Consider the following 12,872-nt stretch of genomic DNA (forward strand, 5'->3'; position numbering starts at 1 on the left):
GCTTACATCATGACCATGGCGCCGCCGTCGACCGTGATGGTCTCGCCGGTGATGAACGAAGAAGAGTCGCTGGCCAGAAACGCCGCGACGCCTTCGAAATCCGCCATGTAGCCCGGGCGCGGAATCGCGTTCTTGGCCAGCATGTACTTGTCCAGCGGGCTGAGTTCGTCGGCAGTGCCGGTCATGCCGGTCTTGATGTAACCGGGCGCGACCACGTTGGCGCGGATGCCGTGCTTGCCGAACTCCGCGGCCATGCCGCGGATGATCGCGGCGACGGCGGCCTTGGAACCCGCGTAATGCGGCTTGCCGGCCAGACCCTTGAAAATGGACAGGCTGCCGCAGGCGATCAGCGAGCCGCCGGGTTCGCCGGCTTCGGCACGCTTGACCATACAGCGCGCGCCTTCGCGCAGCGTGTAGAACGCGCCATGCAGCGCGACGTCGAGGAACTTGTGGTAGTCCTCGGTAGCCAGCGTCAGCGAGGACTGCGAGGCCGGTGGCGGGCCGGCGTTGGCGATTACGGTATCGACGCGGCCGAATTCCTTGATCACTTCTGCATACGCGGCGACGATCTCGGATTCGGATGCGACGTCCACTTTGCGCGTGCTGACGTGCACGCCGAAGGCTTCCAGCTCGGCCTTGGCGGCGGCGTTCTTCTCTTCGTTGCGCGCCCAGATCACCAGGTTGCCGCCCTGCTTGGCGATGCCGCGGGCAAAGCCCAGGCCCAGGCCGCTGTTGCCGCCGGTGATCACCGCCACCTTGCCGCTGAGATCAAACAGACCTTTTGCCATTGCCGTCTCCCTATCACGTTCGCACCGGAGCGCTCGTCCGGCGATTATGGAGGCTAGTTTCAGTTAGCGGCCGGTCCGGGACAACGCACAACAGTGTCGATGGTGGGACGCAATGGCGCGGCAGGGACGCCGTGTCGGGCAGCGTCGCGCGAAATGGGTTACCCCATAATTCGGCGACACCAAAACAAAGCTCCCTCACCCGCCTGCGGGGGAAGGAGCAAAGCAGCGGTTAGCCGCCGAAGCTATAGCGCAGGCGCGCGCCGAGCATGCGCGGCAGGCCGACTGCGCGCGAATCGAAGCCGAGCGTGTAGTAGGTGCCCGAGCCATAGGTCATGTACTTCTCGTCGAGCACGTTGGTTGCAAAAAACGACAGGTCGAAGCTGGAGTTGAACATCGACGTCCAGTTGATGTTGGCGTTGAGCAGACTGAACGGGTCGAGTACGTCGTCCGGGCTCGATCCGGTTGCCGAGGAGCGCCGCTTGCCGGTGTAGACGTAGGTTGCGCCGACATCGATCGAGCCGATCTCCTCCGGCAGCGGCAGCGTGTAGGTCAGCGAGGTCACGACGGTGTGGTCCGGTGCGAACGGCAGCGAGTCACCCTGGACCGCGATCGGCGTGGCGGTACCGGGAATCGCCACCGCGTTCACCTCGGGCTGGTCGGTATCGAACTTCACCAGCTTGGTATCGAGGAAGGAGTACGAGGTCGCCCAGATCAGGCGAGGCAGCGGCTGCAGGAAGGCCTCGACCTCGACACCCTGGATGCGCGCCTTGCCGGCGTTGACGATCGTCGTCGTCGTCTGCGAACTCGTCGACACATAGCCGTACTGCAACTGCATGTCGGTCAGATCGTTGTAGAACGCCGCGACGTTGAATCGGCCCGGAATCCAGCCGCGAAAGCTGGTTTTCGCGCCGACCTCGTAGCTGTTGACGTGTTCAGGTTCGAAGGTGTCGATGCCCGCGTCGGCGGCAAGGATCACGTTGCCCTGGCGATAGCCCCGTACGTACTTGGCGTAGGTCATGACATCCTTGATCGGCTTGTAGGCGAACTGCAGCTGCCCGGTCGGCGCCTGGCTGCTGACCTCGGGGTGGGTTTCCGTCACGGTCGGGCTGTCGGGTCTCTCGATGCCCAGCAGGTAGGTGTAGCGGGACTTGATGCCATAGCCCTCGGTGCGATCCCAGGTATAACGCGCGCCGACTGTGGTGCTGAACTTCTCGGTGAAGTTGTAAGTGCCCTCGGCATAGAGCGCACGGTTCAGGTAGGTCGTCTTGAACTGCTGGGCCAGCACGCCGCCGACCGCGCCGCCCAGCGGATCGAAGCAGTCGTACCCCGACGGGTCGCCCTCGATACTCGCGAGATTGCACGAAACCAGCGCGATCGAGTTGTTGCCCGAGAATCCGTCCGGCAGACTTTTCTCGAAATAGGCGCCGCTGGTCCACTCGAAAGCGCCGCCGAACGAGCTGCCCTGCAGCTGGAGTTCCTCAACGAAGGTTTCCTGGCTGGTGACCGGCTCGCCCGGATTCGGCACCGAGATGCCGATCTTGAATTCACGGTTCGGATCGGGGTCGACCCGCACGCCGGCGAGCTCGTAATGGAACTGAGTGCCGAAGATGTCCGAACCGTTCTCGGTATGCAGATGCGCGTAACTGAAGATGTTCTTGAGCTGCAGCTCATCGTCGATTGCCCAGGTCGTCGTATTGATCGCGCGCAGCGTCTTTTGCAGGTTCAATGGCGTCTCGATCGTACTGGCCAGATCGTAGAAGCCGCCATTGCCGGCGGCCTTGGCGTCGTCGAGCTGCTGCTGGCACTGCGGCTGAACGAAGACGAAGAAGGTATTGCCGGCCAGGCTCGGATTGCACTGGTACAGCGTCGACGTGCTGCCGTGGGTCTTCGAATACGCGTAGCTGAGGATCGTGTAGTTGTCGACGGTATCGGTGATGTTCCAAAGCGCGCTGAGCCGGCCCGAGGTGTAGTTGACGTTGCCCAGGTCGTCGGCGCCGATGCCGGTGTAGTTTTTCAGATGCCCGTCGCGATGGTTGCTGTCGACGCCGAAACGCAGTTTGAAATTGTCGGTCACCGGCGTATTGATCACCGCCTGGATACGCTTCAGGCTGAAGTCGCCGGCCGAGGCCTCGGCGTAGCCCTCGAACGCGTCGGTCGGTTTTTTCGGCACGATCAGCACGGCGCCGCCTGTCGTGTTGCGGCCGAACAGCGTGCCCTGCGGACCCTTGAGCACCTGCACGTTTTCAAGATCGAACAGCTCGCCGGGGCCGGCGCCGTCTCCGGAGGTCTGCGAGCTCTGGCCGCGCGGTGCGACCACTTCGGCGAAATAGACGCCGACCGACGCGGTCGTGCGCAGGTCCTGAGTGAAGCCGCGGATCGCAAACGTCGCTGATTCCGGGCCGAAGCGCTGGTTGGTCGACAACGACGGTGTATACGTCGCCAGATCGGACGAGTTGGTGATGTTCGCGTTGGAAATCTGCTGTGCGTCCAGCACGGTGATCGAGACCGGCACGTCCTGGGCGCTTTGTTCGCGCCGCTGGGCCGTGACAATGACTTCTTCGATGCCGCGGGACTCCGGAGCTTGATCCTTGTGCTCTGGCGCGGCGGCTGTTTCGCCCTGCGGCAGCGTGATCACATCCAGCGGCGCCTGCGGCTGGGCCGCTGCGGCAGCCGCTGGCGTCGCCTCGGGGCTAGCGGTCTCCTGCGTCGGTTCGGAAATCTGCGCCATGGCAGCTCCGGCATACGCCATGTTCGCGGCCGCCGTCATCGTTGCGGCGATCATCATATTTTTCATCGTCTCCCTCGCGCTCTCTATAATTTTTTGATGGGTTTGAACCGCCTTGAATGGCCGTCATCCCTGCGTGCCGCATATCGCTTGAGCTTGTACGCCATCACCGAATCGCCCTTGCTCGATCCGTACATGCTGTGGCCTCCCGCCGGGATCACCACGTACTGTTCTCCGTTGATCTCGCAGCTCATCGGCGTTGCTATACCGGCGGCCGTCAGCGCCGAATACTTGGTGCCCATCTGGCCCTGGTCGGTGAACGCTTCGCCGGCATGGGCGGGCCCGGGACTGAAAAGCGCGGCCCACAGCGCCAGCAGGGCCCAGCGACGGACACGCGCGGATTCGTGACGGCGCCTGAACGTCGGCTTCGGCGGTCCGATAACGGGTCTCGGCAAAGCGCCCCTCCTCAACAGTGTCGACGCCGTGGGAAGCTGTGTAGACCCGGCATTCTTTATGAACTGAATATTGGATCAGGATGCTAACGCTAATGGACACTAGTGTCCATTATAGCGTCTTTGCTGTGTCGCGACGATGCGGCTTGTGCTCTCGGAGATCTCAGGCTGCCGGATGCTTTACGAAGATGCCCTCGCGCAGGATGCCGGTCCATTCATCGGTAAAGCGCTGTGCCACGGTGTCGACATCACTGTTGACTTGATAGCTCAGCATGACGATCGAAGTCACCACCCCGACCAGTATCGAGGACAGGATTTCAAGATCCATGTCCTGACGCGCACTGCCACTTGCCCGGAACTGTTCCAGTGCGTCAGTCAGCAGCCGGTACAGCGGGTGATCTTTCGTCAGATTCTTGCCGGCCAGCGCGTCGGCGATCAGTATTCTCGAGGCCTCGCGATTGTTCAGCACCAGCCTGGCCACCTGGTAAACCCGGTCTTCCATCGTGTCGGGATGCAGCTCTCCCGCCATCGATTCGGCCAGGCGCTCGGAGAGCGAGGCCTGGGCCTCGCGCAGCAGATGATCGCGATCCTCGAAATGCTGGTAGGCGACGCCACGGCTGACATTGGCCACGCGCGCCGCCTCCTTCAGCGAAAGCGCCCCGGCTCCTTTTTCGGCGACCAGGTCGATCGTCGCCTGCAGCAGCCTGGCGCGGGTCTGCTCGGGATTGCGGGTCCTGGTTTTCTGAGGGCTTCTTTCGCTCATCGGCGATGGGCTGACCGTGACTATGGCCTGCAGCATCGCCGAGCCGGGGCCCGCAGTCCACGCCTGCTGTCGCGTGCGAGCGGCCGCGTCCCGACGGCGACATTGCGTCCCTTGTTCGCATGCGAATGGCATTGCAGGCCAACCCCTGGCGGCCGATGATCGCTTCATCGCCCGGCCATTCCATTCGGCCCGAATCATGGAGAGAACATACAGATGGCGCAGAAACTGCTCGCTGACGAACTGATCGAACAGGCACGCAAAGCCACTTCGCTGGAACGTTTCGACAGCGAAAGTTTCCGTGAAGGCCTCGAGGTTTTTTTGTCCGACGTCAACGCCTGCACTTATACCGATGCCGGCCTGGAGCGCGTGCGCGGCAGCGTTATCGGCGCGCTCGCCACGCGGCTGAAGACCACGGCCTACCTCACGCAGCGCCCGGAGTTGCTCAAACGCCCGATCGAGCGCCCGGTGTTCGTCTTCGGAGTGCCGCGTACCGGCACCACGCTGCTGAGCAACCTGCTCGCCGCCGACCCGCGTCGCCGCTCGCCGCTGACCTGGGAGATCGACGACCCGGTTCCGCCGCCGACCACCGCGACGCTCTACACCGATCCGCGCGCCGCGGCGCGGCTGGAAGCCGAGCGCAAGATGCTGGCGGCGCGTCCGGAGATGGGCAAGTACTACCGCAATTCGGCGATCTATCCGAACGAGTGCATGTTCTTCATCCAGTCGGATTTCAAGGCGCTGATGTGGGAATCGCGCGGCGTGCTGCCGAACTATCGCGACTTTTTGTTCCAGACCGACCTGAGCTCCACCTACGCGTATCACAAGCGCTTCCTGCAGTTGCTGCAGGCTGATGCGCCGGGCATCTGGAACCTGAAGCAACCCTCGCACGCGCTGTGGCTGGAAACGATTCTGAAGATCTATCCGGACGCACGCTTCGTGTGGACGCATCGCGACCCGCTCACCGCCACCGGCTCGTTCTGCAGCCTGCTGTCGTTGTCGCACCAGGCTTTCATGGGCCGCGTCGACACGAAGTGGCTCGGCGAGAACTGCTCGTGGCAGGCCGTGGAGCACGCCGAGCGGATCATGAATTTCCGCGACAAGTTCGGCGAGGACCGCGTCATCGACGTGCACTACGGCGAGCTGATGCGCCAGCCGATCGAAACCATGCGCAGGCTCTACAAGGTGCTGGGCGACGACTACACGGCGGAAGCCGAGTCGTCCATGGCCACCTGGATCAACGACAATCCCCAGGACAAGTTCGGACGCCACGAATACAAACTGGCGCAGTACGGCCTGACGCCGGATCAGCTGCGCAAGATGTTCGAGCGTTATTCGTCGCGCTATCAGGTAGAAGCCGAGGGCTGAGGCGCGTAGGTCGGCAATCCCTTGCCGACGTGAGGCCGCGATTACTCATCGAAGGTACGCGTCGGCAAAGGATTGCCGACCTACGATTCGAGTCTCAACAGGAGCAAAGCATGCTGCTCGAAAACCACTACCAGAACGCCTACGTCACGCGCGATATCGAACAGGCGCTGAGCATTTTCCGCGAGCGCTACGGTGTGCAGGACACCAGGTACTTCCAGGCCGAGACCGAGGTCACGACCCCGAAGGGCAAGGGCATCGCCGTCAACAAGATCGCCTTCATCTGGATCGGCAAGCTGCAGTACGAGCTGATCGAGCCGGTGTCCGGGCCGGTCGACCTTTATCGCGAGGCGGTTCCCGAGCAGGGCCTGCGCTTCCACCACATCTGCATGCGCAGCTTTGATTGGGACGCGACTCTCGCGGAAGTCGGGCGGCAGAAGCTGCCGATCGTCTACCGCGGCGACACCTCCAGCGGGCTCAAATTCATCTACGCCGACGCGCGCGACACGCTCGGCCACTACCTGGAATTCACCTCGGTGCCGCCCGCGGTGTGGACTGCGATGGGCGGACGCTGACGGATCGCCGGCGCTATCGCCCGGCCAGGGTGATGCGCACTGTCTCGACTTGGCTGCGCCGGGCTTCGGGCAGCGGCGTAGCGCCCTGCGATCGTGCCGTCGGGCGCCGGCGGTTCAGGCCCAGGCGCGCGCCAGTGCGTCGCGCCGCAGGCGGAACCGATGCCGCTGCGAATCGCGACCAGCAGCTCGTCGTTGAGTTCGAAGGAGGGCAGGACCGCCAGGCCGGCCAGCAGCTCGGGTGCAACCAGCGAGCGCGTGCCGCGGGGTGGATTGTGGTTCTGCATGCCTGCTTGCTCCTGTTGAGTTTTCGGTTCTCAGTCCGAAGCGGAAACGCGGCCGATACTGTGCCCGCCGTCCACCGTAAGGCAGGCGCCGGTGGTGAACGAGGACAGCTCGCTGACCAGGAACAGCACCGCGCCGGCGATCTCCGGCGGATTGCCGCCGCGCTGCAGCGGCAAGTTGCGGCGCGCGTGACGCTCGAAGGCTTCGGAGTGCGACCAGGCCGCCGTGGCTCCGGTGTGGAACGGCCCTGGCATCACCGTGTTGACACGCACCTTGGGCCCGTACTCCTGTGCGAAGGTCTGCGTCAGCACGTTGAGGCCCATCTTGGCTGCGGCATACGGCGCGAAGCTCGGGTCGGGGCGCAGCGAACCGCTGGACGAGATGTTGACGATCGCGCCGCCTAGCGCATCGCGCATTTGCGTGCCGAACAGCGCGCTGAGCCGGAACACCGAGCGCAGGTTGGTCGCGATGATCTTGTCGAACAGATCCTGGCTGGTTTCGAGCGACGAGGGCGCGACCGGCGACTTGCCGGCGTTGTTGACCAGAATCTGTGCGCTGCCCCAGCGCGCCGTAACTTCCGCGAAAAGGCGGTCGCAGTCCTCCCAGCGGCCAGCATCGAATGCGTGTGCGGACGCCTGCCCGCCGGCCGCGATCAATTCTTCGGCCACGACCTGGCAGCTTTCGAGCCTGCGGCTGGCGATTGCGACGCTGGCCCCGGCGCGCGCGAGGCCGCGCGCGATCTCCAGCCCGAGGCCGCGGCTGCCACCGGTGACTACGGCCACTTTCCCGCTCAGATCGATATTCGTCATGTGTAGTGGAACTCCCGAGTGCCGCTAAAACGAGGCCGGTATAGAGCTCGGTGTTGCCCAGCACGCCGCACAGCAGGCTGTAGCCGCCGATCGGGGGTATCACGCTGAGCGTCATCAACAAGCCCATTGGCAGCGTCGGCCTCGCAGCGTGGGACGACACTGGCTCGGATTGGCCTGCCACTATGGATGCATCCTTATGTGGGTGATTGGCATGTGAGTGATCGGCGCGAGGGGCTACGATTTCTGCGGCTCGTCCAGCAGCTGCTGATAGCGCTTGCGCGCCGCCTCGCGCTTGTGCGGAATGTACTCGCTCGGGAACAGTCCCGAAGCTGGCTTGGCATGCTTCAGCAGCGCCTTGGCGACCTGCACCTTGTGCACTTCGGTGGGGCCGTCGGCAACCGCGAGTGCCGGCGCGCCCATCCACAGCTTGGCCAGCGGCGTCTCGCGCGAAGTGCCGAGCGCGCCGTGCAGATGCACTGCGCGCTGCGCGATGTCGTGCAGCACCTTGGCCAGCGACATCTTGCACATGCCGATGTGCATGCGCGCCGAGCCTGGCGGCAGCTTGTCGATCATCCACGCGGTCTTCAGCACCAGCAGGCGGAACTGCTCCAGCTCCATCGCCGAGTCCGCGATCATGCCCTGCACGAACTGGTGATCGGCCAGCAGCTTGCCCTGGGTGCGGCGCGACACTGCGCGCTCCAGCATCATCTCGATGCCGCGGTTGCACAGACCGACACTGCGCATCGCGTGATGGATGCGGCCGCCGCCGAGCCGCGCCTGCGCTACCTTGAAGGCTTCGCCGCGCTTGCCGAGCATGGCGTCGAGCGGCACGCGCACTTTCTCATAGCGGATGTAGGCGTGATGGCCTTCTTCGTCTGAGTCGTTCATGCCGCCGACGTTGCGCAGGATGTTGATGCCCGGCGTCTCGGCCGGCACGATCAGCATTGACATGCGCTCATGCGGCTTGTTCTCGGGATTGGTCACCGCCATCACGATCAGGAAGGCGGCGTAGCGCGCGTTGGACGAGTACCACTTCTCGCCCTCGATCACCCAGTCGTCGCCGTCGCGTGTGGCGGTGCAGGTGAATTCCTTGGGGTCGGCACCGGCCTGTGGCTCGGTCATCGAGAAGCAGGAGCAGATCTCGCCGTTGAGCAGCGGCTGCAGGTAGCGCGTCTTCTGCGCCTCGGTGCCGTACATCGCCAGGATGTCGGCATTGCCGGAATCCGGCGCGGCGCAGCCGAACACGTTCGGTGCCCAGGAGCAGCGGCCGATGATCTCGTTCATCAGCGTCAGCTTGAGCTGGCCGTAACCGGGGCCGCCTAGCGAGGGATCGAGATGGCAGGCCCACAGGCCCTGCTCGCGCACCCGCTGCTGTAGCGGCCGCAGAATTTTCAGCGCCCTGGTGTTCTTCTTGTCATAAGGCGCGCCGGATTGAGGGAACAGCAGGTCGAGCGGCTCGACTTCCTCGCGGACGAACTGGTTCATCCAATCGAGCTTTTGCTGAAACTCCGGGTCGATGCTGAAATCCATGATGCTTACTCCTGTATCGATCAGCCTGCAGTGATTTGTATGGCCTTGTTCATCAGCCACACCGCATAGGCGTGTACCGAGGCGCCGACGTTGGCCGGCACCTGGCCGGTGAGCGATCGCGCGTAGGTGCCTTCGAGCAGGCAGGCCAGCTTGTAGCAGGCCAGTGCGAAGTACCACGGCATGGCGCTCATGTCGCGACCGCTGAGTTCGCCGTACAGGCCTACGAGTTCAGCGCGCGTGAGGAAGCCGTCCCAGGGACGCACCATCGGCTTCTTGCCTTCGGGATCGCCTTCCTCATACCAGCTGCTCAGTATCCAGCCGAGATCCAGCAGCGGATCACCCAGCGACGCCAGTTCCCAGTCCAGGATTCCTGAGACGCGCGGTGCCTTTAGCGAGAACATCACGTTCGGAAACTGCAGGTCGCCGTGCACGATGCCGATGCGGCGGTCGCTCGGCAGCTTATCGGTCAGCCAACGGCCGACTTCATCGACATGCGGCAGCGCGGCGGCTTCATAGCCGGGCGTTGCGCGATAGCCGTCGAGCTGTTTGCGCCAGCGCGATACCTGGCGCGAGTGCCAGTCGTCGGGCTTGCCGAGATCGGCCAGGCCCACGTCCTTGGGATCGACCGAGGCCAGCGATACTGCGGCGCGCACCAGGTCTTCGCCCATCGCGCGGCGCCAGGCCCGGTCGGTGGCGTACTGGCCCGGCAGGTCGCCGCTCTGCGCGAAGCCTTCGAGCGGCTGCATCAGATAGAAGCAGGTGCCGATCACTGATTGATCGTCGCAGGACGCGATGAAGTGTGGATGCGGCACGGCAGTGCCGTCGAGTGCCTTGAGGATGCGCGCTTCGCGCAACATGGTCTCGTTGCTGCCCTCGCGCACATGTTTGGACGGCCGTCGCAGCACGAAGGATGCGTTGCCACGCTCCACCAGGAACACGGCATTCTGCAGGCCGCCCGCGAGCTTGCGCGCGCCGGTCACGGGGCCGGAGCCGGGGATAGCCGCTGTCGTGCCCGCAGCTTTTCCCGCGATCCAATCGCTGAAACGTGTCCAGTCGATCAGGCCGCCGAAGTTGTCGAGTGCGGTGCTTTCCGCATCTGTAGACATTGAGTCCTCCATCAAGGCCGCGCCACGGTACTAGTTTCAGCGAGCGCCAAAGAGGTCCACAATGCACAACAATGTCGAATTGTAGACGCGGCAGATGAATCGGGACGCAGCAGCACCTGCAAGCTGACCAGTCCGGAAAGGCGATATTATGCCCAGACAGGTCATAAGGCCGGCTGAGCAGGAGGAGACAACGGTGATGGCACAGCAGCAGTCCGCCCGGATGACGATCGACGCCGAAATTCGCGTGCCGCTGGCGACGGCGCAGCTGGTGCGTTTTGATGTCTATGGTCCGATTGCCGGCGTTCTGAATTCGATGGACGACTACCGCGTCGACCTCGCTCTCACGCCGCGGCCGAGCAATGCGAGAGCCTGTTACAACAGCCGCTGGAGTCCGCACCGCTTCGAGCGTCTCGGCAAGGTTTACATCGTGCCGCCGCACGAAACCGTGCAGGCCTGCAGCGACGGCAGCTCCTCGCAGATGTCGATCCTGTGCCATATCAAGCCGGAGGCGATGCCGGCCGAGATGCAGTGGACGGATCGCCGTCTCGAGGCCAGCCTCGATGTTCGCGATTCCAACGTCCGCGGATTGCTATTGCGGCTGGCGCACGAGATGCGCCACCCCGGTTTTGCCAGTGAGATGCTGGTGGAACTCATCGTGGCCCAGTTGGGGATCGACCTCGCGCGCTATTGCACGCGCGTCCACGATGTTCCGGTCAGCGGCGGGCTCTCGCCCTGGCGCCTGCGGCTGATCGACGAGCGCCTGCGCGAAGTACAGGCTGCACCGACGCTCAACGAACTGGCGGGCCTGTGCAAGCTCTCGGTGCGGCAGCTGACGCGGGGCTTCAGCGCCAGCCGCGGCTGCTCCATCGGCAGCTACGTCGCCAACGCCCGTATCGATCACGCCAAGCGCATGCTTCTGTGCGACGAAAGCGTCAAGGCGATTTCCTACTCGCTGGGCTTCTCGTCGCCGTCGGGCTTCTGCTACGCCTTCCGTCGCGCCACCGGGGTGACGCCGCGCGAGTTCAGGCAGCGTGTTCCGCGCGCTCCCGCGGTAGCCGTCTGCGCCTGATCGCGGTCCGGGCTGTCATCGAGCCCTGGTCCGCAAGCAGGTATCGATGTCGCGGACGGCCGATTCGATGTCGAACCGGCGCCAGCATTTTCGAAAAGAGACGGTGTCGTTGGGAAGCGGCTGTCTGCCGACACTGCGGCCGGTGTTCGCAACCGAAACTCTTTGCCAGGCGTGCCCGGTGTCCACCAGCATCGCGCTGGGCAGCGGCAGGGCTCGCCGCGCCCGAGCCTCGGGCCCGCAACCGGAATTCATCTAGGAGTCTCAAATGAGCAAGCGCTTTACCGATCGCCTCGTCCTCGTCACCGGTGCCGGAGGAGGGCTGGGCCGCGCCTTTGCTCAACGGTTTGCGTCAGAAGGTGCGTCCCTGATCCTGACCGATGTCGACGTACCGCTACTGGAGGAAACGGCCGCGCTGCTGCGAGCGCAGGGAACTGTCTGCTCCACGCATAAATTCGATCTGGCGTCCGAGAGCGAGACGCTGCAGTTCGCAGCGGAGATCTGCAGCCAGCATCCGCGGCTCGACGTGCTGATCAACAACGCTGGTCTCGCCTATGGCGAAATCTCGCATTCCTTCGCGGCGCTGAGCCAGCAGAAGTGGCTGCGCTATTTCGCGATCAATTCGATCGCGCCGCTGATCCTGGCCCAGGCGCTGCGTCCCTCGCTGGCTGAGGCCAAGGGTGTTGTGCTCAACGTATCGTCGATGGCGGCCTTCATGCCTGCGACGGCCTATGGCGTTACCAAGTCAAGCTTGAACGCGATGACCTACGGTATGGCGAATACCTTCGGCGCCGACGGCATCCGCGTCAATGCGATCGCCCCGGGCCTGATGGAGACGCCCGCCTCGACGGCGCAGTTGCCGCCCGGCACCCATGAGCGCATCCAGAGCCAGCAGGCCTTGAAGCTGCATGGCACCGCCGAGGACATCTCGGCGCTGGCAGCCTTCCTTGCATCGGACGATGCACGCTTCATCACTGCCGAAATCATGAGCTGCGACGCCGGCAACCGGCTCAGAGGCTGGCGCTCCTAGGGCTGATCCTGATCAGCCCCGGCCAGGTCGCCTGGGAATGGTCAGAGGCCTGGCGCAGGCTCTGGACGCCGATCGTCGCGCAGGCTCGCCTCGGCGACATGGCCGAAGCCGGGCACCTCTGGTGGCAGCCTTGAAGACTTCCGGCTGATCGCCGATCTCATCGGGGCGAGCGCTGGCGACATCGAGCGTATCGATGATCCGGCGGCAGCACATCTGCTGCATCTGGAGGCTCCGCCGCGATGCGCGGCCGCAATCCCGACTTTCCTGGGCAACGCACAATAATGTGCATATTATTTGCTGTATATGGGCATGGTTTGGCCGAAATTCCAGCTTGACATGGCAAAAAGAGGCATACTAACCTAGCGTACGATCGCCGCTGCGGAC

The 12,872-nt window shown here is 63.9% G+C and carries 12 protein-coding genes; 4 read left to right on the plus strand and 8 right to left on the minus strand.

Going from position 1 to position 12,872, the window contains the following annotated elements; genetic code table 11:
* Window positions 1–2: 2 nt before the first annotated feature.
* The 4 genes from JWQ90_RS05600 to JWQ90_RS05615 form a co-directional block, all read right to left on the minus strand.
* A complete protein-coding gene (locus tag JWQ90_RS05600) occupies window positions 3–788 on the minus strand; it encodes an SDR family oxidoreductase (protein ID WP_299690526.1) in 786 nt (261 codons plus the stop codon).
* A 229-nt stretch (window positions 789–1,017) separates the two neighbouring features.
* Complete coding sequence (locus tag JWQ90_RS05605; protein ID WP_299690529.1) at window positions 1,018–3,582, minus strand: TonB-dependent receptor; 2,565 nt, start codon at window positions 3,580–3,582, stop codon at window positions 1,018–1,020.
* 17 nt (window positions 3,583–3,599) lie between these two features.
* Window positions 3,600–3,968 carry a hypothetical protein gene (locus JWQ90_RS05610; RefSeq protein ID WP_299690532.1) on the minus strand — a complete coding sequence of 123 codons (369 nt, stop codon included), beginning with the start codon at window positions 3,966–3,968 and terminating at the stop codon, window positions 3,600–3,602.
* A 160-nt stretch (window positions 3,969–4,128) separates the two neighbouring features.
* Complete coding sequence (locus JWQ90_RS05615) at window positions 4,129–4,728, minus strand: TetR/AcrR family transcriptional regulator (protein ID WP_299690535.1); 600 nt, start codon at window positions 4,726–4,728, stop codon at window positions 4,129–4,131.
* A gap of 213 nt (window positions 4,729–4,941) precedes the next feature.
* Between JWQ90_RS05615 and JWQ90_RS05620 the strand changes: the two genes are divergently transcribed.
* Complete coding sequence (locus JWQ90_RS05620) at window positions 4,942–6,093, plus strand: sulfotransferase (RefSeq protein ID WP_299690538.1); 1,152 nt, start codon at window positions 4,942–4,944, stop codon at window positions 6,091–6,093.
* Window positions 6,094–6,203: 110 nt separating this feature from the next.
* Window positions 6,204–6,665 carry a VOC family protein gene (locus JWQ90_RS05625; RefSeq protein ID WP_299690541.1) on the plus strand — a complete coding sequence of 154 codons (462 nt, stop codon included), beginning with the start codon at window positions 6,204–6,206 and terminating at the stop codon, window positions 6,663–6,665.
* Here the strand turns inward: JWQ90_RS05625 and JWQ90_RS05630 are convergent.
* From JWQ90_RS05630 to JWQ90_RS05645, 4 genes are all read right to left on the minus strand, one after another.
* Window positions 6,608–6,949 (minus strand): hypothetical protein, encoded by a 342-nt coding sequence (locus tag JWQ90_RS05630; RefSeq protein ID WP_299690544.1) that lies wholly within the window; start codon window positions 6,947–6,949, stop codon window positions 6,608–6,610. The two genes, JWQ90_RS05625 and JWQ90_RS05630, sit on opposite strands and share 58 nt — an antisense overlap.
* A 30-nt stretch (window positions 6,950–6,979) precedes the next feature.
* Complete coding sequence (locus JWQ90_RS05635) at window positions 6,980–7,756, minus strand: glucose 1-dehydrogenase (RefSeq protein ID WP_299690547.1); 777 nt, start codon at window positions 7,754–7,756, stop codon at window positions 6,980–6,982.
* 234 nt (window positions 7,757–7,990) lie between these two features.
* Window positions 7,991–9,289 carry an acyl-CoA dehydrogenase family protein gene (locus JWQ90_RS05640; protein WP_366919444.1) on the minus strand — a complete coding sequence of 433 codons (1,299 nt, stop codon included), beginning with the start codon at window positions 9,287–9,289 and terminating at the stop codon, window positions 7,991–7,993.
* 17 nt (window positions 9,290–9,306) lie between these two features.
* The gene (locus tag JWQ90_RS05645; protein ID WP_299690552.1) at window positions 9,307–10,392 is read right to left on the minus strand and encodes a phosphotransferase family protein; all 1,086 of its coding nucleotides are present in this window, start codon (window positions 10,390–10,392) and stop codon (window positions 9,307–9,309) included.
* Between the two features lie 196 nt (window positions 10,393–10,588).
* Between JWQ90_RS05645 and JWQ90_RS05650 the strand changes: the two genes are divergently transcribed.
* Complete coding sequence (locus JWQ90_RS05650; RefSeq protein ID WP_299690555.1) at window positions 10,589–11,461, plus strand: AraC family transcriptional regulator; 873 nt, start codon at window positions 10,589–10,591, stop codon at window positions 11,459–11,461.
* A 265-nt stretch (window positions 11,462–11,726) separates the two neighbouring features.
* Window positions 11,727–12,488 carry an SDR family oxidoreductase gene (locus JWQ90_RS05655; protein WP_299690557.1) on the plus strand — a complete coding sequence of 254 codons (762 nt, stop codon included), beginning with the start codon at window positions 11,727–11,729 and terminating at the stop codon, window positions 12,486–12,488.
* Window positions 12,489–12,872 lie beyond the last annotated feature (384 nt).

The sequence above is a fragment of the Hydrocarboniphaga sp. genome (assembly GCF_028291725.1).
Classification (GTDB): domain Bacteria; phylum Pseudomonadota; class Gammaproteobacteria; order Nevskiales; family Nevskiaceae; genus Hydrocarboniphaga.

Bases quoted from the DNA above. Each gene is read 5' to 3' on its own strand.
- JWQ90_RS05650 (WP_299690555.1), top strand. From the start codon at position 10,589: ATGGCACAGCAGCAGTCCGCCCGGATGACGATCGACGCCGAAATTCGC.
- JWQ90_RS05635 (WP_299690547.1), bottom strand. From the start codon at position 7,756: ATGACGAATATCGATCTGAGCGGGAAAGTGGCCGTAGTCACCGGTGGC.
- JWQ90_RS05655 (WP_299690557.1), top strand. From the start codon at position 11,727: ATGAGCAAGCGCTTTACCGATCGCCTCGTCCTCGTCACCGGTGCCGGA.
- JWQ90_RS05645 (WP_299690552.1), bottom strand. From the start codon at position 10,392: ATGTCTACAGATGCGGAAAGCACCGCACTCGACAACTTCGGCGGCCTG.
- JWQ90_RS05605 (WP_299690529.1), bottom strand. From the start codon at position 3,582: ATGAAAAATATGATGATCGCCGCAACGATGACGGCGGCCGCGAACATG.
- JWQ90_RS05615 (WP_299690535.1), bottom strand. From the start codon at position 4,728: ATGAGCGAAAGAAGCCCTCAGAAAACCAGGACCCGCAATCCCGAGCAG.
- JWQ90_RS05600 (WP_299690526.1), bottom strand. From the start codon at position 788: ATGGCAAAAGGTCTGTTTGATCTCAGCGGCAAGGTGGCGGTGATCACC.
- JWQ90_RS05625 (WP_299690541.1), top strand. From the start codon at position 6,204: ATGCTGCTCGAAAACCACTACCAGAACGCCTACGTCACGCGCGATATC.
- JWQ90_RS05630 (WP_299690544.1), bottom strand. From the start codon at position 6,949: ATGCAGAACCACAATCCACCCCGCGGCACGCGCTCGCTGGTTGCACCC.
- JWQ90_RS05620 (WP_299690538.1), top strand. From the start codon at position 4,942: ATGGCGCAGAAACTGCTCGCTGACGAACTGATCGAACAGGCACGCAAA.